Genomic DNA, 18,844 nt, shown 5'->3' on the forward strand with positions numbered 1-18,844 from the left:
AACGGTTGAACATGTCGAGCAAAGAGATATTGACGATATTGACTCGTTTGGATATTCCGGTCGCCAATCACATGAGTGTCATGGATGAGGCGACGATTGGTAAGGTGGAAAACTTCTTTTCAGATGTTAAGAAACGCGCGGCTGAGCGGCATGCGCATGAGGTGGAAAAAGAATTGCGCGAGCGACAGCAGCGACGACAGGATAATCATAATCGAACAGACGACAATGCAGCCCGTAAGACTTCGGGCACGGGCGACGAAAACCAGGGCGCTTCCTTGGAACGCAATCGGGTGATGGCTGATCAAACTGGCCAAACCGCGAGACCGACGAGTCGAGAGGGTGACCGCCAAGATGATTCGCGTCGGGACGGGCGCGATAACGGTCAGTACCGTCCGCGTAGTAACGACGCGCATACCGGTGGGCGGCCTTCTTACGGGGAACAACGTCGCAATGACGATACGCGTGCAGGTGCCGGACGAGCACAGGGCACGGATCGTCCTAGCCACGGTGATGGCCAAGGGCGCCCCCGTCAGGATAGGGAGCAGGGGAACTTCTCTTCTCGTGGGCCCCGCGGAGCGGGCGGCCGCGATGGTCGCCCAGCCTCCAGCAACGGTGGAGGTAGACCAGGCGGCATGAATCGTGACGGCAATCGAAGTGGTTTTGGCGGCGGTGGCGGACGTCCAGGTGGTCCGAGCCGCGATGGGAACCGTGGAGGATTTGGCGGTGGCCGTTCAGGCGGTCCGAGCCGCGATGGGAACCGCGGAGGATTTGGCGGCGGTGGCGGAGGCCGTTCAGGCGGTCCGAGCCGCGACGGCAATCGCGGAGGATTTGGCGGTGGCCGGCCAGCAGGGAATCGCCCTGCCGCAGGCGGCATAGCACCGGCACAACAGAAGCCGGCGGCTCCGGGAAGCTTGCGCAAGGAGAAGGAAAAGGGTCGCGACAAACAATCCTTCGCGCGCCACGAAGAGTTTAACGAACAGAAATTACAGCGGTCGAAACGCCGAAATGGCGGCCGCCAAGCACCTGCATTGCCGACGGAGGTCACGGTGGAAGGGCCGATGTCTGTGGGTGATTTCGCGAAGGCGTTGCAGCGCGAACCTGCTGACGTCATCAAGAAGTTGCTGTTGCTTGGCATCATGGCGACCATCAACCAGGAAATTGACACGGATGCCATGGAATTGATTGCGAGTGAGTACGGCGTTACGCTGAACGTCGTGGAGCCGGTCGACGAGGAAGCTCTGGATATGCTGATTGAGGAAGAAGATCCAGCAAACTTGAAGCCTCGCCCACCTGTGGTGACGATTATGGGTCACGTCGATCACGGCAAGACCACCTTGCTTGACGCGATTCGCGAGAGTAAGGTGACGGCGACGGAGTCTGGCGGTATCACGCAGCACATCGGTGCGTACCAGGTCGAGGTCAATGGTCGACCGATTACGTTCCTCGATACGCCTGGTCACGAGGCGTTTACGACGATGCGCGCACGTGGTGCGCAAGTCACGGATTTGACCATCCTTGTCGTGGCGGCTGACGACGGTGTCATGCCGCAGACGATTGAGGCCATTAACCACGCGAAGGCGGCGAATGTGCCAATTATCGTGGCGGTGAACAAAATTGATAAGCCAGATGCGAATCCGGACAGGGTACAACAAGAGTTGACGCAATACGGGCTCGTGCCGGAAGCATGGGGTGGCGACACCATCTTTGCTCCAATTTCCGCGCTCAAGAAGGAAGGTCTCGATGAGCTGCTGGAAATGGTGCTGTTGGTGGCGGATGTGCAGGAACTGAAGGCGAATCCGAATGGCCGTCCGCGCGGAACAGTCATTGAGGCCAAGTTGGATAAAGGCCGCGGTTCGGTTGCGACGGTGCTTGTTCAGAACGGCACATTGAAGGTCGGAGACATTGTCGTCGCGGGTACGACGTATGGCCGTGTTCGTGCGATGGTCAACGACATGGGACGGCGTTTGAAGCAAGCAGGTCCGTCGATGCCGGTCGAAATTCAAGGGCTCAACGGTGTGCCGAGTGCTGGTGATCAGTTTGTCGTGTACGACGACGAGCGCGGTGCCCGCAACTTGGTTGAAAAGCGCATGAGTCGCGAGAAGCAGGAACAAATGCAGACGACGTCCAAAGTGACGCTGGACGATTTGTATAAACAGATTCAAGAAGGTAAAGTCGCGGAATTGAACGTGATTGTCAAAGCGGACGTTCAAGGCTCCGTCGAGGCGCTCGTGCAGTCGATTGAGAAAATCGACGTCTCCGGTGTGCGCGTCAAAGTGATTCACCGGGGCGCTGGTGCGATTACGGAGTCCGACGTTTCGCTGGCAGCGGCGTCGAACGCCATTATTATCGGTTTCCACGTTCGGCCAGACGTCAATGCTACGCGCATGGCGGAAGCCGAAAAGGTGGACATCCGCTTGTATCGCGTCATCTATAACGTGATTAGTGAGCTTGAATCCGCGATGAAGGGCATGCTGGAACCTGAGTACAAAGAAGTTGTGCTGGGGCATGCTGAAGTCCGTGAAACCTTTACGATTTCGCGGATTGGCACGGTAGCGGGTTGTTATGTCACTGACGGTAAATTGTCCCGCGATGCGGAAGCGCGCTTGATTCGTGACGGAATTGTCGTGTACGAGGGCAAACTGGACTCGTTGAAGCGATTTAAAGACGACGCACGCGAGGTACAAACCGGCTTCGAATGTGGTGTCACGTTGGAGAGATTCAACGACATCAAGAATGGCGACGTGATTGAAGCGTTTGTCATGGAAGCTGTCAAACGGGATTAATTCGTGTTTGTGTGCTGAAACAGCGCGGCTTGTGCCACGCTGTTTCAGTGACCTCTAGTGCAGTTAGGACGGAGGGTGTACAGATGTCTCGGATACGGGTGCAAAAAGTTTCGGAGCAGATGAAAAAGGAACTCGCGGATATCGTTCGCACCAGCGTCAAGGACCCTCGTGTCGGGTTTGCGACCATCACGCGCGTGGAAGTTTCCGGTGATTTGCAGCACGCCAAGGTGTATGTCAGTGTGTTGGGCAGTGAAGAGGAGCGCTCTGCGACCATCTCGGCACTGACGAAGGCGGCTGGCTTCATTCGAGGCGAAGTCGCGCGCCGACTGCATATGCGCGTGGCGCCGGAACTCGCGTTCCGGTTGGATGAGTCCGGGGAGTACAGCGCGCGTATCGAGCATGTTCTCAAGACGATTCGTACGAGCGAATCGCCTTCAGCAGGCGAGTGAAACGGGGGCGACGGGGATGACACAGTGGCAACCTGTCCCACGCGATATCGATGCCATTGAGCGCGTTAGCCGGGCGCTTGAAACGGCTGAGTCGTGGTTGATTGTGACACATGAGCGACCAGACGGAGACGCGCTCGGCAGTGCCCTTGCCATGGCGCATATTTTGACAGCGCTGGGTAAGGAATGGACCGTTTTAGTGGATGAGAAGCTGCCCGATAGGTTTCAGTTTCTTCCACTGTACGACCGGATTCGTCGCGTAGACGACGCCGATGTCGGGCGGTATCACGATGTCGTGGCGGTCGATTGCGCCGATGAGGGACGATTTGCGGCGGTATCGCGGGCGATGGCGACAGATGCGCGTGTCATCAATATCGACCACCATCAGACGAATCCGCGTTACGGCGCGGCGGCGTGTGTCGATGCGGAGGCTGCGGCGACCTGCGAATTGGTGTATCATGTGGCGCTCGCCCTGTCTGTTCCTCTTGACGTCGACTTGGCGACCTGTCTGTACACAGGGATTTTGACCGATACGGGCGGGTTTAGCTACCCTAACACCACGCGTGCCGTGCACCAGATTGCCGCAGAGCTGCTGGAGTGCGGCGTTCAGCCTTATGATATTGCTGAGCCCGCGTTGGAGGCGAGATCGACATCGCAAATGAAGCTGCTGCAGTTGGCGTTGCGCGATATGTTTATCGCGCACGACGGCCGGTATGCGTTCATTTCGGTCAATCGTGAGATGCTTGAGGAAGCTGGGGCCACGGAGGACGACGTCGAGGGACTCGTCGGTTTTGCCCGTTCGATTGAGACGGTTGAAGTGGGCGTGCTGCTTCGTGAACGACCTGACGGCAGGATTAAGGCCAGCTTGCGGTCAAAGCGACGTGTGGACGTCGCCGCTATTGCGCAGCAGTTTGGCGGCGGCGGACATGCGCGTGCCGCTGGGTGCGTCCTGGATGGACCGCTCACGATGGCGCGCCAACAGATAGAAGCTGTGGTTGCATCTGTGTTGGAGGCGATGTGCAATTGAGTGATGGAGGCGTATTGCTCATCGACAAACCAATTGGTCTGACCTCGCACGATGTGGTACAAAAGGTCAGGCGGAAATTGCGAACAAAACGAGTAGGCCACGCAGGGACATTAGATCCAGATGCGAGTGGCCTGCTCGTCCTTTGTGTCGATGATGCGACGCGTGTGCTGGAGTATTTGGTGGCATCGACCAAGTCGTATACGGGGGAAGTCGTGTTCGGATCCGCTACAGATACGGATGACGCGACGGGAACTGTGATTGCGTCGGCGAGTGCCAATGGATTGACCGACGATGCGGTGCAGGCCGCGGTCAAGGACTTGACAGGCGCGATTGAACAGGTTGTGCCTGCGTATTCTGCGGTACATATTGACGGCAAGCGGGCGTACGAACTTGCGCGTGCGGGAGAAACCGTCGATATGCCAAGCAGGACTGTACATATCGATGCGTTTGAGGTAGGGCCACTGCAATTCGAGGGCGAAGTTGCACGCGCGTCATTTTCCGTGACGTGCTCAAAAGGCACATATATTCGCGCTTTGTGCCGGGATTTAGGTGCGAAAGTTTACGTGCCGGCCCATATGGGGTCGCTGCGTCGAGAGGCGGCAGGCAGCGCCAACGTGCGCTCGGCTGTGTCACTTGAACATTTCTTGGACAGTGCATGTCCCGAAACATTCTTTCTCGAACCGCTATCGCTTTTATCTGAATACCACAAGATTCCGGTCTCGAGGGCATTGTTGGAGCGCTTGACGAATGGTCAGCGCATTCCGGTGCGCGATTTGCATTTGGCAGATGCTTCGTTGCGACTCGATGAGACCGTGATGGTGACGTACGAAAGTCGTTTGGCCTTGGTTGCGCAGGTTGAGAAGTTGCGCGGGACGCTTGTGCTACAACCAAAGAAAGTGTTCTGGAAGAGGGGATAAGCGTGCAAGTGTATGAGGTGGCAGGACTGCCAGAAATCAGTCCAGTGCCGCAGGTGCTCGCCATCGGCAAGTTCGACGGGGTCCATGTGGGTCACCAGGCGATTTTGGAGCAAGCGCGACATTATCTGGAGCCTGGAACACAGTTCGCCGTCCTGTGCTTTGAACCCCACCCAAGTTATGTGTTGACCGGGGATGAACGGTATTTGAAGTCGCTCACACCGCGCCAGGAGAAAGTTCGGATTCTGGCCGAATATGGGGTGGATGCGCTATATATCGTGCGCTTTGATACGGCGTTTGCTTCGACAGAAGCCGAAGAATTCGTCAAGTCACATCTCGCACGCCTCCACTTAAAACAGATTGTCGTGGGACGCGATTTTCGATTTGGGCGTGGTGGTAAGGGAGATGTCGACGCTTTGCGGACTTTTGCCTCGGATATCGGCATCGGCGTTACCGTCGTCGATGCTGTTGAGGAAAATGGGGCGAAGGTAAGCAGTTCCCACATCCGTCACCACTTAGGTGAGGGCAGGGTTGAAGCGGTAGAGGCGCTGCTCGGGCGACCTTACACAATTACTGGCACGGTCGTTCACGGAGATGCTCGGGGAAGGCAAATTGGCTTTCCTACGGCAAATTTGGGTGGGACGGATGAATACGTTCCGCCAAAATCCGGCGTCTACGCTGTCACTGCTGAAATTTCCCGTCCGACCGGGCACGAGCACTGGTTTGGTGTGCTCAATGCAGGATTTCGACCGACGGTTTCGGGACAGGATTTTCGGATCGAGGTCCACTTGTTGGGGTTTAATGGCGATTTGTATGGGGAAACCTGTAGAGTGTCTTTTCTCCGTCGAATTCGGGATGAACGGAAGTTCTCCGGTTTGGACGAACTGAAACAGCAAATTCACGCGGACTGCGATACGGCTCGCGAGATGCTCGGCTTGCCGCCTGCATCCCGCTGATTGGTAGAGAGAAGCTCTAGCGTTGATTGAATTTGATATGGTATGCTATCATTCGTGTGAATACACGAATGAACTGCTACGCGGATTTGGACGTGACCTCCCGACCACTTCTTCGTTGCAGGGATTGAGCAGATTTAGGAGGAAATATTCATGTTGACAAACGAGTCAAAGCGCGCAATCGTCGAGAAGTACCAAGTACACGAGACGGATACAGGGTCTCCAGAAGTTCAAATTGCGATTTTGTCGGAACGTATTTCGTATTTGACGGAACACTTCCGCACACACAAGAAAGATCATCACTCCCGTCGTGGGTTGTACAAGATGATCGGCCGTCGCAGAAACTTGTTGAACTACCTTCGCAAGAAGGATGTCAATCGTTATCGCGAATTGATTCAGTCTCTGGGACTTCGCAGGTAAGAGAGCGGGCTTCGGCCCGCTTCTTTTACATACGAAAGGTAGTTCACATCCGCCCCTGTACATGGCACCGTATCAATATGGCGTGTGCAGGGTTATGGTATTACATATGAATTGAAATGACGGATGCACCGCTTGGACGGTGAGGAGGTAGGAGTGACCGCATGGTAGTACGGCACGAATTTGAAATTGGTGGACGAACATTGACCCTGGAAACGGGTAAATTGGCAAAACAAGCGACCTCTGCAGTACACGTGAGATATGGGGATACGGTGATTCTATGCACGGTCACCGCTTCGAAAGAACCCAAGGATTTGGACTTTTTCCCGTTGACCGTGAACTACGAGGAACGACTGTACGCGGTGGGCAAGATTCCGGGTGGCTTTATCAAACGCGAAGGCAGGCCGAGCGAAAAGGCAATCCTGGCATCCCGGCTGATTGACCGTCCGATTCGCCCGTTGTTCCCCGAAGGGTTCCGCAACGATGTGCAGGTCGTGGATATTGTCATGTCGGTAGACCAGGACTGTGCGCCGGAGATCGCGGCGATGATCGGAACTTCCGCATCACTCACCGCTTCGGATATCCCATTTGACGGACCGATTGGCGGCGTGATTGTCGGCTTGGTCGATGGTGAATTTGTGCTCAACCCGACGGTCGAGCAAGCCGCGCGCAGCGATATGCACTTGGTTGTCGCTGGAACGAAGGACGCCATTGTGATGGTTGAGGCGGGCGCGAACGAAATCCCTGAAGCGACCGTACTCGAGGCTGTGCTTTTCGGGCACCGCGCCATTCAGGAGATCTGCCGGGAAATTGAAATTTTCGCGGAGAAAGTGGGAACCGCGAAGCGCGAAGTGGTGCTTCACCGCGTGGAGGAATCCCTCAATGAAGCGGTGCGCAGCTACGCGACCGAACGTATCCGTGTGGCAGTTCGCAACCCGGACAAGCTCGCGCGTGAGGCGGCGATTTCCGAAGTGAACGAGGAAGTCCAGGAACATTTTGCGGAACAGTTTCCTGAAATGGAGAACGACATTGCAGAAGTTCTTCACGATATCCTGAAAGAGGAAGTTCGCAGTGCAATTTTGAATGAGGGCATCCGTCCAGATGGTCGAAAGCTGACGGAGATTCGTCCGATTTCCTGTGAGGTGGGCGTACTGCCTCGCACGCACGGATCCGGCTTGTTCACCCGCGGCCAGACACAAGCGTTGTCGGTTTGTACGCTGGGCGCTATGGGCGATGAACAGATGTTGGATGGCCTTGAAATCGAGGCGTCAAACCGCTACATGCACCACTATAACTTCCCGCCGTTCAGCGTCGGTGAAGCCCGTCCTTTGCGTGCGCCGAGCCGTCGTGATATCGGTCACGGGGCACTGGGTGAACGCGCACTCGATCCTGTGATTCCATCGCCTGAGGAGTTTCCGTACGCGATTCGCGTGGTTTCTGAGATTCTTGAGTCGAACGGATCGACCTCGCAAGCAAGTATCTGCGGCAGCACGATGGCGTTGATGGACGCGGGTGTTCCGATTAAGGCGCCGGTTGCCGGTATTGCCATGGGCCTTGTCAAGGAAGATGACAAGGTTGCGATTCTGTCCGATATTCAAGGGTTGGAAGATCACCTTGGCGACATGGACTTCAAAGTTGCAGGTACCGAAAATGGTGTCACTGCGCTGCAAATGGATATCAAGATCAAGGGGATTGATCGCGATATTCTGGAACGCGCACTGTCGCAGGCACACGAAGGTCGCTTGTTTATCCTCGGTAAGATGATGGAAGCTATTTCGTCGCCGCGCGAGGATCTGTCGAAGTACGCGCCGCGCGTGATTACCGTTCAGATAAACCCTGACAAAATTCGCGATGTGATCGGACCTGGTGGCCGCGTCATCAATAAGATCATCGAAGAAACTGGCGTCAAAATCGACATCGAACAAGATGGTCGCGTCTTCATCCACAGTTCGGAAGTGGAGCGGGCGAACAAGGCGAAAGAGATGATTGCCAACATCGTGCGCGAAGTGGAAGTGGGCAAGGTCTACAACGGTAAAGTCACACGTGTCGAGAAGTATGGTGCGTTTGTGGAAGTGCTGCCAGGCAAGGAAGGCTTGGTTCATATTTCGCAACTGGACGTCAATCGTGTGGCGAAGGTTGAAGATATCTGTGCCGTCGGCGATGAGATTCCTGTGAAGGTCACCGAGATCGACAATCAGGGTCGGATTAACCTCTCGCGCAAAGAGGCTATCAAGGACACTGCGCCTGCAGCTGCAGACGTGCCAAAGGCGACCGTTCGCGAATAATCACTGGTCACCGTCGAACGGTGGCTTGGATGATTTTGTTGAACAGTCGTATCACGAGCGAGCCCCTTATTGCTGAGGGGCTTTTTGTTTTGCCGTCACCTGGGCAACCTACGCGTACAAATATCGCGGAGGGATGAACGTGAAGCGTTTGCACAACATGCGCACCGCGCTGGCGGCGCTCAGCGTGATTGGACTGTTTGGCTCTTACACCGCTTTCGGTCAGAACGCGCGCCCTGCTGCAGCCAACCAGGAACAGGCGCTGCATAAACTGGATGAATACAATACGGAGATGGGAACGGCACCTGTCAATGCTCGCATCGACAGAGTGTGGCACCTCGTGCCTGGCTTGGCTGGTTGGACGTTGGACACGGGCGCGAGCCGAGTGGCCACGAAAGCGTCGACGGATGGCAAACTACACCTGGTTTGGCGGTCAGTGCCTCCTGCTATCTCTGCGTCCTCACTCGCCGCACAACCGGTGTATCGTGGGCCGAGCGCAGAAAAGTCCGTCGCTCTGATGGTCAACGTATCGTGGGGAGAAGAGTACGTTCCTGCGATGCTCAAGGTACTCCGAGCCCACGGAATGCGCGCGACGTTTTTCCTTGACGGGCAGTGGGTGAAAAAACATCCCGATTTGGTCAGACAAATTGAGCGGGATGGGCATGCGATTGGCTCTCATGGTACAGGGCACCCAGATTTTCGAAAGTTGACGAATGACCAATTGATTGAACAGTTGGACGGGACGAATCGCACCATTGAGCGGGTTACGGGAAAGTCAGTGCGAATTATCGCGCCGCCTGCGGGCGCCTATGATTCGCGGCTGGTCGCGTTGGCAAAAGCGCGCGGGATGTACACGATTCTCTGGACGGCCGACACCGTAGATTGGCGCAGACCGCCAGCGGATCAAATCGTGGCGCGGGCGAAATCCGGGCTCACACCAGGCTGCTTGTTGCTCATGCACCCGACGAAACCGACGGTACAGGCACTGCCGCAAATCCTGAAAATCATTGAAACCAGTGGCTACCACGCAAAGACTGTGGAGGACGTCGTACTGGAGCGACCTGCTGTGAAACCACCGAGCGTCTTGAGTGTGATGGATTAATTTTGTTATATTGGACGTATTGCCAAGAGATGTTCGTCATGGTTGAGGAGGCACATTGGTGACATATCATAGACAATTGCCCAATGGACTGCGTATTGTGGGCGAAGAGATTCCTACGCTTCGTTCGGTAAGCATCGGCGTTTGGGTGAAGACCGGATCACGATACGAAACACAACGGGAAAATGGCGTCAGTCACTTTTTAGAACACATGTTCTTTAAAGGAACTGATAGGTACTCTGCAAAGGAACTTGCGCAGGTATTTGATGAACTAGGTGGGCAGGTGAACGCGTTCACGTCGAAGGAGTACACGTGCTTTTATTCGCGTGTGCTCGATGAGCATTTCACTATCGCCCTCGACACGCTTGCAAACATGCTTCTTGCATCTACCTTCGAAGAGGAGGAGTTGGAGAAGGAAAAGCGGGTGGTGATTGAGGAAATTCGCATGTATGAAGACACGCCCGACGAACTGGTGATGGATTTGCTGGCGGCGGGGACGTATGGCGAGCACCCACTGGGATACACCATTTTGGGAACGGAAGAGAATTTGCTGTCGTTTACGCAAAAGGACCTGCGGAACTACATTCGCGAGCAATACCAGCCGAAGAACATCGTCGTTGCGATTGCAGGGCATGTCGATGAGGAGACGGCGGTGCGCGAAGTAGAGCGCTTGTTTGGCAGCATGCAACCGGGGGTGTCTTCGGAAGAGCGGCCAGTGGTGACACCGCCGTTTCACAGAAGTCTCGTCACTCGGCAAAAAGAAATTGAGCAGGTTCATTTGTGCATGTCGACGCCAGGGTTACCTGCCGGAAGCCGCGAGATGTATCCTCTCATCTTGTTGAACAACTTGCTCGGGGGCACGCAATCGTCGAGGCTGTTCCAGGAAATTCGCGAGGATGCCGGTATGGCGTACAGCGTCTTCTCCTTTCACACGGCCTATCAGGACGCGGGGATGTTTGGCATTTACGCAGGGACCTCCCCACAGCACGTCAAAGCGGTTGTAGAGTCGATTCGTCGAATTTGCCAGACGTTTGCTGAGGCACCTCTGTCGGCTGAAGAACTAGAGAAGACGAAGCAACAGGTGAAAGGCGCCATGATGCTGGGGTTGGAGAGCTCGGGCAGTCGGATGAGCCGGATCGCCAAAAATGAACTGTTGCTCAATCGCGAAGTCCCTGTTGAGGAGACGCTTGCTGGGATTGATGCGGTGACGGTAGAGCAGGTCAAGGAGATGGCAGACCGCCTATTCCGCGATGGATTTGCCTTGTCCGCCGTTGGCCCCATCGAGGACATCGACTTTGCCGCACTGCTGCCGGAGGCATCGGTATCATGACGGCCGCCGATGTCCGCGTGTCGTTTCGTGTGGTGTCTGAGTGGTTTCAGCCGTCGTACACGCCTGCTTACGCGACAGAGGGTGCGGCCGGAATGGATTTACACGCCGCAATACCGGCCCCGATTCAGGTAGCGCCAGGTGCGCGCGTGCGCGTGCCGACAGGCATCGCGATTCAGTTGCCAGAGCGCAATTTGGTGGCGTTGGTCTACGCGCGAAGTGGACTTGCCTGGCGCCACGGGCTGGCGCTGTCCAACGGCGTTGGCGTCATCGACAGTGATTACACGGGAGAGGTGCAGGTTCTATTGACGAATTTCGGCGAAGCTGAAGTCGTTATCCAGCCAGGAGATAGGATTGCACAACTCGTGGTCGCGCCCATTTTCGTGGCGCAGTGGGTGCAGACAGACGAGTTTCACAGCACGGGTCGTGGTGCGAACGGCTTTGGCTCCACGGGTGTACAAACCACTTGATTCGAGCAAGTTGACCTACCTTTTCGATACATACAGATGAATGATGAACGGACCATTTCACGTTGTGCGCACGTGAGGTGGTCCGTTTTTTTATTTTCACCCCTGTGGGCGTGCGCACATATGTTAGCGATAGACCCGTCAAGGAGTGAAACACCCTATGTTAACTGGAAAACACCTTGTGTTTGTCGGTGGGGATGCCCGCCAACTCGAAGTCATTGCGCAGATTGTCGACAATGACGCGAGTGCGACGTTAGTTGGGTTTTCCGACATTCACCGCGAGTACACGGATACGGTCTATGGCGACTTGTCGGAAGAGGTCTTGGCCAAAGCGGACGCGTTAGTCCTTCCCATTGCCGGTATGGAGAACGACGGGCGCGTCGATACGCAGTTTGCCAAAGAGCCGATTATGCTTACGGAGCATCACTTTGCCGCCATGCGTAAGGGCGCATTTGTATTTACCGGCATCGCACGACAAATGTTGACGGAGTGGTGCCAGAACCACTCCTTGCAACTGGTGAAATTGATGGAACTCGATGAAGTGGCGATTGCAAACTCCATCCCGACCGCCGAGGGCGCGATCGCCATTGCCATGAAGGAAACCGACATCACCTTGCATGGTTCCAAGACGGTGGTCCTTGGGTTTGGGCGGTGTGGGCAGACGCTGGCGCACAAGATGCGCGCAATGGGTGCCAATGTGCGGGTTTGCGCCAAACATGCGTCTGATCTCGCCCGCGTCGACGAGTTGGCCCTCACACCCGTTCCGCTTTCGCAAATCGTGGAAGCCGTCCGCGACGCGGACATCGTGTTCAACACCATTCCGGCGCTCGTGTTAAACGCGGGTGTCTTAAAGGAGATGCGGCGCGAGTGTGTCATCATCGACATCGCCTCCAAGCCGGGTGGAACTGATTTTCGTTACGCAGAGCGGCGTGGTATGCGCGCGCTGTTGTGTCCGAGTTTGCCGGGTATCGTGGCGCCAAAAACGGCTGGCAGGATGATTGCTCGTTCGATTTCCCGGATTCTCGCAGAACAATCTGAGGGCGGACAGAAGGAGGAAGACATATGGAGTTAAAAGGAAAGACCATCGGGTTCGGCATTACGGGCAGCCATTGCACCTACGAAGAGATTTTTCCAGAGGTCAAACGATTAGTCGATCTCGGCGCCACCGTCATCCCCGTCTTCTCAAACGCGGTGTTACACACAGATACGCGCTTTGGCGAGGCCGGCGAGTGGGCGAAAAAGATCGAAGAGGTAACAGGCCAAAGGGCGATTTCGACCATACCAGAGGCGGAACCGCTCGGCCCGTCGAAACGGCTGGACGTGATGCTGATTGCGCCATGTACCGCGAGTTCGCTGAGCCGATTGGCCCAGGCGAACACAGATTCAGCCGTTTTGATGGCCGCGAAGTCGACCCTGCGCAATGATCGGCCTGTCGTTCTCGGAATATCCACTAATGATGGTTTGGGATTGAGCATGTATAATATTGCACGACTGATGAATACAAAAAACATTTATTTTGTTCCATTCGGTCAGGACGCGCCACATGTTAAAATAAACTCACTGGTATCATTGATGAGATTAATTCCGGAGACGTTGTCAGCCGCGTTAGATGGGCATCAGTTACAACCTGTCCTCCTTGAACGCTGGCGCGAACAACGGCCGTCGTAAGGTGGAGTCGGTCCCATCGGATCCGGCTCTTCGGACGAACCAAAGGGGATCATATATGGAGAGAAAAGCGAGTTACCGCATTGCAGTTCTTGGCGCGACGGGCGCTGTGGGGCGACGGATGGTCGAAACGTTGGAACGGCGGAATTTTCCCATCGAGTCCTTGAAACTGTTGGCTTCGGAACGGTCCGCTGGCCAGACGATTGCGTTCCGGGGCGAACAACTCCCTGTCGAGCGGGCGACGGCCGATTCGTTCGAAGGCATTGATATTGCACTCTTCAGTGCAGGGGCGACGACGAGTCAAATCTTTGCGCCGGAGGCAGTGAAGCGGGGGGCAGTTGTCGTCGACAACAGTTCCGCATATCGGATGGATCCGAACGTGCCGCTGGTCGTCCCGGAGGTCAACCCGCACACGCTGGACGACCACCAGGGCATTATCGCAAACCCCAATTGCTCGACGATTCAATTGATGGTGGCGCTCCACGCATTGCGGGAGTTTGGGCTGGAGCACGTCACGATTTCAACCTACCAAGCAGTCAGCGGCATGGGGCAGAAGGCAGTCGACGCGCTGCGCGAGGAGGTTGCGGCGTGGCAGGCGACTGGAACCATCGCATCGACCATTTTCCCTTTGGCGTCGCAGGATGCGCATTATCCGCAGGCGTTTAACGTGTTGCCGCAGTGCGATATCTTTTTAGATAATGGATATACCAAAGAGGAAATGAAACTTGTCAACGAATCTCGCAAAATTCTTGAGCTGCCAGATTTGAAAGTCAGTCCGACGGCCGTTCGTGTACCTGTTCTCTACGGCCACGCGGAATCAGTGGCTGTGCGCTTTGCCACGCCGGTGACGCCGGACATCGCGCGCGCGCGCTTTGCCCAGGCGGAAAATCTCGTCGTCGTCGACGAGCCGAGCGCAGCAAAGTATCCCCATCCACAGATGGCAGAGGGCACGGGCGATACGTTTGTCGGGCGCATTCGCCAGGACTTGGCTGATCCGCACACGCTGTTGTTCTTTGTGGTTGCAGACAACTTGCTCAAGGGCGCGGCGTGGAACGCGGTGCAAATTGCAGAGGAATTGGTGAAACGAGCTTAACAGCCCGCGAGAGGGAGAACTGACGCAATGAAAATTTTGGTTCAAAAGTTTGGTGGCACTTCCGTTGCGACGCCGGAGTCCCGGCTCGCAGCGGTTCGTCATATTGAGCGTGCGCGCGAAGAGGGGTATGCTGTCGTCGTCGTGGTCTCGGCCATGGGGCGCAAGGGGGATCCCTACGCGACAGACACGCTGCTGTCGCTGTTTCAAGTCGACGACGCGCAAAGGCCACTCGCCGCGCGCGACAGGGACTTGTTGATGGCCTGCGGAGAGACCATCTCGGCCGTCGTATTCGCGAACATGTTACGCAATCGAGGGCACAAGGTCCAAGTGATGACGGGTGCGCAGGCGGGCATTCTCACGAACGATGACTTCGGTAATGCACGGATTCTCGATATCCGTCCAGATAGAATCCTGACGGCGCTTGGCGACGACCAGATTGTCGTGGTGATGGGCTTCCAGGGTGCGAATGAGGCTGGCGAAATCACGACGCTGGGTCGCGGCGGCAGCGATACGACGGCGACTGCGCTCGGTGTTGCGCTAGAAGCGGACGCGGTCGATATTTTTACAGACGTCTCCGGAATTATGACGGCAGATCCGCGATTGGTCGACGACGCGCGACAGCTGAGTCAGGTAACGTATACGGAAATCTGCAATCTCGCCTATCAGGGCGCGAAAGTCATCCATCCGCGTGCGGTGGAAATTGCGATGCAGCGCAATATTCCAATCCGCGTTCGCAGCACGCACTCGGATGACCCAGGGACGCTGGTCACGCAGGCGCCACCTCAATTGGAGCACGGCGCGCTGTTCGACCGCTTTGTCACAGGCATTGCGCACAGTGCGAACCTCACGCAGATTCGCCTGTCTGGTCATGGTATTGGGACGTCAAGCATCTTCACGTTGATGGCTGAACACGACATTTCCGTTGATTTTATTTCTGTGACGCCGTTTGAAGTCGCGTTTACGGTCGGCGATGATGTGGCGGAAATTGCCACTCAGAAGTTGCAGGAATTGGGCTACACGCCAGAAGTGCGGCGGGGGTGCGCGAAGGTGTCCGTCGTCGGTGCTGGAATTATGGGCGTGCCAGGCATTATGGCAAAGATCGTCGAAGCGTTGGCTGTTGAGGGCATTGATATCCTGCAGTCGGCAGACTCGCACACGACGATTTGGGTTTTAGTCGACGGTGAACACATGGGGCCCGCTGTACGTGCGCTCCACAGGGCTTTTCAACTAGCCGGAAATGTGGCGTAAAGAAAGGATGGCCGAGCGATGGACTTTGGAAGTTTAATCACAGCGATGGTCACGCCCTTTAATCGAAGCGATGAAGTGGATGAAGTTGCGCTGAAATCCCTGGTCGATCACCTCATCTCCACGGGAACGACCACCATTCTCGCGTGTGGCACGACGGGGGAGTCGCCGACACTGACACACAGCGAGAAGATGAGACTGTTTGAGGCGACGCTCAAAGCGGTTGACGGCCGCGTGCCGGTGATGGCTGGCACGGGGACCAACTCGACGAAACAGTCGATCGAGTTGACAAAGGAAGTTGCGGCGCTTGGCGTCGATGGCATATTACTAGTTTCGCCGTACTACAATCGGCCCACGCAAGAGGGGCTTTACGAGCACTTCGCGTCAATCGCCAACAGCGTTGACCTTCCCGTCATGATTTACAATGTCCCTGGTCGGACAAGTGTCAATATCGACGTGGACACGGTGCTCTCGCTCGCGCAGGTTCCAAATATCTTCGCGGTCAAAGAGGCGAGCGGTCAGTTTACTCAAATCTCCCACATCGCAGCGGAAAAACCGGACGATTTTCTGTTGTACAGCGGTGACGACAAGTTTACCGTGCCGATGCTGAGCCTTGGTGCCGCCGGCGTGGTCAGTGTCGCAAGCCATGTTGTGGGCCTCGAAATCCGTCAGATGATGGACGCGTTCTGGCATGGCGATCACGCCGAGGCCGCACTCTGGAGCGCACGTCTGCTGCCGATTTTCGAAGGCCTGTTTGCCAGCTCCAGCCCGGCGCCGCTCAAGGCTGCACTGGAGTTGATTGGTCAGCCAGTCGGCTCCGTGCGGCTGCCGCTCGTACCGGTCTCAGACGCGCTGTATCAACATTTGCGCGCGCTCTTGCAGCGGTTAGGCAAGTGTGACTAATTTACGCTGAACGTCGTCCCACAATCGATGAATTCGTCGATTGTGGGTAAAAATGAATCGTACCAACGCCAAAGAGGCATGGGGAATCCTGTGCCTCTTTGCTTATTTTGATACAGATTTCGACAAATGTAGACGGGATCGTCTGTTGTGAAGCATTCGTCGGCAGGGTATAATGATTTCCATAGTGACTGGTGCGGCTTATTTATTGAGCGAATCATCACTCAGATCGATGGATGGACGGACCGGGCTGATCTGTGTGACCGATTGAGATATTGCGACTTTTTTCATCGGCGTACGGACAGAACTGTGGGAATCACCGCAGAGTTCTTCTCCCTTATCGGGACAAACTTGCGGGTATGAGGCGCTGTGTGGCGTGCACAGCCTCTATATCTGTGTCGAACTTCAGTTTCTGGGATAGCACTACGGAGGTGCCACTTTGGCTAAAGGAAAAGCAAGACTTTCCATCGTCCCGCTTGGGGGCGTTGGTGAGATCGGTAAAAATATGACTTTATATTGGTATGGCAATGACATGATCGTCGTCGATGCCGGGTTGAAGTTTCCTGAAGAAGATATGCTGGGAATCGATATTGTTATACCAGATATTACGTTTTTGGTAGAAAATCGCGAAAAGATTCGCGGAATCTTTCTAACGCACGGCCACGAGGACCACATTGGTGGATTGCCGTACATTCTTCGCGAATTGAATGTTCCGGTTTATGGAACGCGACTGACGTTGGGATTGGTTGAGAACAAATTGCGTGAGCACGGTTTGCTCGACACAGCAAAGCTCAACGTCATGGACGGCCGTTCCAACATTCAGGCAGGCGTTTTTCAAGTATCGTTGTTTTATGTAAATCACAGCATCCCAGATACCACAGGTTTCGCGATAGAGACTCCGGAAGGCCTCGTCGTGCACACAGGTGACTTTAAATTTGACCAGACGCCAGTGGACGGGCGTCAGGCCGACATCCACAAGCTAGCGGCATTTGGCGCCCGCGGAGTGTTGGCGCTGGTTGGCGATAGCACAAACGCTGAACGCCCGGGATACACGCCCTCGGAGCTGACGGTGGGAGAAAAAATTAATGAAATTGTGGCAAACGCGACCGGTCGCGTTATCATGTCCACCTTTGCATCAAACATCCATCGGTTGCAACTCATGATTCGCGCTGCTGAACAACATGGCCGCAAGGTGGCCGTTGTCGGGCGCAGTATGGTGAACAATATCCAAACCAGTTTACAGCTTGGCTATTTGGAAGCTCTGCCGGAGACGATTATTGACGCGGATGACGTCAATCGAATTGACCCGGAAAAGCTGGTCATTCTCTCGACTGGCAGCCAGGGAGAGCCGATGTCTGCACTGACGCGGATGGCGCGGGCGGCGCATCGCAAAATCGAGATCATGCCTGGAGACACAGTGGTGCTCGCGAGTTCCCCAATTCCTGGTAACGAGAAGTATGTGGCGCGTACCATTGACCAACTTTTCCGCGCCGGCGCAAATGTCATTTACCGCGGTGTCCATGCCTCGGGCCACGGTAGCCAGGAAGAACTCAAGTGGATGCTGTCGCTTGTGAAGCCGAAGTTTTTCTTGCCTGTGCACGGTGAATTTCGGATGCAGCGGACGCACGCGAACCTCGCGATGGAAGTTGGCGTCGAGGAAGAGAATATCTTTATCACCGAGCTTGGCGACGTGGTGGAATTTGAAAACGGTCGTGCGCGCCTCGGCGGGAAGGTACCTGCGGGCACAGTGATGATTGATGGACTTGGCGTCGGGGACGTGGGTAATATCGTGTTGCGCGACCGCAAGTTGTTATCCCAAGATGGGATTTTGGTTGTCGTCGTCACACTGTCGAAGGCGACAGGGCACATTTTATCCGGTCCAGATATCATTTCACGCGGGTTTGTCTATGTGCGCGAGTCGGAGGCATTGCTCGACGAGGCCAATAAGCTGGTGGAAAGTACGCTCATCAAATTGGTGACGGACAACGTGAGTGAGTGGTCGAGCCTGAAAACGGCCGTTCGCGATTCGTTAGGCCGCTATCTGTTTGAGCAGACGCGCCGCCGCCCAATGATTCTTCCAATCATCATGGAGGCGTAATCTGCTTGTCAAAAACGGGTCATCTTGGACATGGACTGTCTGAGATGGCCCGTTTTTCGTTCCGCTGCGATTTCTGGCATTCTCCCCTGCATCCCCCAAGCACCCGTGGCTCATACTACCGGTAGAAA

16 protein-coding genes are annotated in these 18,844 nt (G+C 55.5%); all 16 read left to right on the forward strand.

Annotation, left to right across the window (positions count from 1 at the left end):
• Positions 1-11: 11 nt before the first annotated feature.
• Entirely contained in the window at positions 12-2,783 is a 2,772-nt protein-coding gene (gene infB / locus K1I37_RS10280) for a translation initiation factor IF-2 (protein ID WP_272496366.1), read from the forward strand.
• Between the two features lie 83 nt (positions 2,784-2,866).
• The gene (rbfA, locus tag K1I37_RS10285; RefSeq protein WP_021296424.1) at positions 2,867-3,232 is read left to right on the forward strand and encodes a 30S ribosome-binding factor RbfA; all 366 of its coding nucleotides are present in this window, start codon (positions 2,867-2,869) and stop codon (positions 3,230-3,232) included.
• A gap of 16 nt (positions 3,233-3,248) precedes the next feature.
• On the forward strand, positions 3,249-4,256 hold the full coding sequence (locus tag K1I37_RS10290) for a DHH family phosphoesterase (protein WP_021296423.1): 1,008 nt from the start codon (positions 3,249-3,251) through the stop codon (positions 4,254-4,256).
• Entirely contained in the window at positions 4,247-5,173 is a 927-nt protein-coding gene (gene truB, locus K1I37_RS10295) for a tRNA pseudouridine(55) synthase TruB (RefSeq protein WP_031218591.1), read from the forward strand. The genes K1I37_RS10290 and truB overlap by 10 nt, the downstream gene beginning before the upstream one ends.
• A 2-nt stretch (positions 5,174-5,175) precedes the next feature.
• Positions 5,176-6,126 (forward strand): bifunctional riboflavin kinase/FAD synthetase, encoded by a 951-nt coding sequence (locus tag K1I37_RS10300; protein ID WP_021296421.1) that lies wholly within the window; start codon positions 5,176-5,178, stop codon positions 6,124-6,126.
• Positions 6,127-6,276: 150 nt separating this feature from the next.
• Entirely contained in the window at positions 6,277-6,543 is a 267-nt protein-coding gene (rpsO, locus tag K1I37_RS10305; protein ID WP_021296420.1) for a 30S ribosomal protein S15, read from the forward strand.
• Positions 6,544-6,704: 161 nt separating this feature from the next.
• On the forward strand, positions 6,705-8,825 hold the full coding sequence (pnp, locus tag K1I37_RS10310; protein WP_021296419.1) for a polyribonucleotide nucleotidyltransferase: 2,121 nt from the start codon (positions 6,705-6,707) through the stop codon (positions 8,823-8,825).
• Between the two features lie 133 nt (positions 8,826-8,958).
• Positions 8,959-9,924, forward strand: a complete 966-nt coding sequence (locus K1I37_RS10315; protein ID WP_040441258.1) for a polysaccharide deacetylase family protein — start codon at positions 8,959-8,961, stop codon at positions 9,922-9,924.
• 58 nt (positions 9,925-9,982) lie between these two features.
• Entirely contained in the window at positions 9,983-11,251 is a 1,269-nt protein-coding gene (locus K1I37_RS10320) for a M16 family metallopeptidase (protein WP_021296417.1), read from the forward strand.
• Complete coding sequence (gene dut, locus K1I37_RS10325) at positions 11,248-11,718, forward strand: dUTP diphosphatase (protein ID WP_021296416.1); 471 nt, start codon at positions 11,248-11,250, stop codon at positions 11,716-11,718. The genes K1I37_RS10320 and dut overlap by 4 nt, the downstream gene beginning before the upstream one ends.
• A 157-nt stretch (positions 11,719-11,875) precedes the next feature.
• Complete coding sequence (gene dpsA, locus K1I37_RS10330; protein WP_021296415.1) at positions 11,876-12,787, forward strand: dipicolinate synthase subunit DpsA; 912 nt, start codon at positions 11,876-11,878, stop codon at positions 12,785-12,787.
• A complete protein-coding gene (locus K1I37_RS10335) occupies positions 12,778-13,383 on the forward strand; it encodes a dipicolinate synthase subunit B (protein ID WP_021296414.1) in 606 nt (201 codons plus the stop codon). Before dpsA ends, K1I37_RS10335 begins: the two co-directional genes overlap by 10 nt.
• 55 nt (positions 13,384-13,438) lie before the next feature.
• Complete coding sequence (locus tag K1I37_RS10340; RefSeq protein WP_021296413.1) at positions 13,439-14,473, forward strand: aspartate-semialdehyde dehydrogenase; 1,035 nt, start codon at positions 13,439-13,441, stop codon at positions 14,471-14,473.
• Between the two features lie 27 nt (positions 14,474-14,500).
• Complete coding sequence (gene dapG / locus K1I37_RS10345; RefSeq protein WP_021296412.1) at positions 14,501-15,721, forward strand: aspartate kinase; 1,221 nt, start codon at positions 14,501-14,503, stop codon at positions 15,719-15,721.
• Between the two features lie 18 nt (positions 15,722-15,739).
• Positions 15,740-16,621 carry a 4-hydroxy-tetrahydrodipicolinate synthase gene (dapA, locus tag K1I37_RS10350; protein WP_021296411.1) on the forward strand — a complete coding sequence of 294 codons (882 nt, stop codon included), beginning with the start codon at positions 15,740-15,742 and terminating at the stop codon, positions 16,619-16,621.
• A gap of 436 nt (positions 16,622-17,057) precedes the next feature.
• Positions 17,058-18,716, forward strand: a complete 1,659-nt coding sequence (locus K1I37_RS10355) for a ribonuclease J (protein ID WP_021296410.1) — start codon at positions 17,058-17,060, stop codon at positions 18,714-18,716.
• The last annotated feature ends 128 nt before the right edge of the window (positions 18,717-18,844 follow it).

Source organism: Alicyclobacillus acidoterrestris (assembly GCF_022674245.1).
Lineage (GTDB): Bacteria > Bacillota > Bacilli > Alicyclobacillales > Alicyclobacillaceae > Alicyclobacillus > Alicyclobacillus acidoterrestris.

Bases quoted from the DNA above. Each gene is read 5' to 3' on its own strand.
- infB (WP_272496366.1), top strand. From the start codon at position 12: ATGTCGAGCAAAGAGATATTGACGATATTGACTCGTTTGGATATTCCG.
- rbfA (WP_021296424.1), top strand. From the start codon at position 2,867: ATGTCTCGGATACGGGTGCAAAAAGTTTCGGAGCAGATGAAAAAGGAA.
- K1I37_RS10290 (WP_021296423.1), top strand. From the start codon at position 3,249: ATGACACAGTGGCAACCTGTCCCACGCGATATCGATGCCATTGAGCGC.
- rpsO (WP_021296420.1), top strand. From the start codon at position 6,277: ATGTTGACAAACGAGTCAAAGCGCGCAATCGTCGAGAAGTACCAAGTA.
- pnp (WP_021296419.1), top strand. From the start codon at position 6,705: ATGGTAGTACGGCACGAATTTGAAATTGGTGGACGAACATTGACCCTG.
- K1I37_RS10315 (WP_040441258.1), top strand. From the start codon at position 8,959: ATGAACGTGAAGCGTTTGCACAACATGCGCACCGCGCTGGCGGCGCTC.
- dut (WP_021296416.1), top strand. From the start codon at position 11,248: ATGACGGCCGCCGATGTCCGCGTGTCGTTTCGTGTGGTGTCTGAGTGG.
- dpsA (WP_021296415.1), top strand. From the start codon at position 11,876: ATGTTAACTGGAAAACACCTTGTGTTTGTCGGTGGGGATGCCCGCCAA.
- K1I37_RS10335 (WP_021296414.1), top strand. From the start codon at position 12,778: ATGGAGTTAAAAGGAAAGACCATCGGGTTCGGCATTACGGGCAGCCAT.
- K1I37_RS10340 (WP_021296413.1), top strand. From the start codon at position 13,439: ATGGAGAGAAAAGCGAGTTACCGCATTGCAGTTCTTGGCGCGACGGGC.
- dapG (WP_021296412.1), top strand. From the start codon at position 14,501: ATGAAAATTTTGGTTCAAAAGTTTGGTGGCACTTCCGTTGCGACGCCG.
- dapA (WP_021296411.1), top strand. From the start codon at position 15,740: ATGGACTTTGGAAGTTTAATCACAGCGATGGTCACGCCCTTTAATCGA.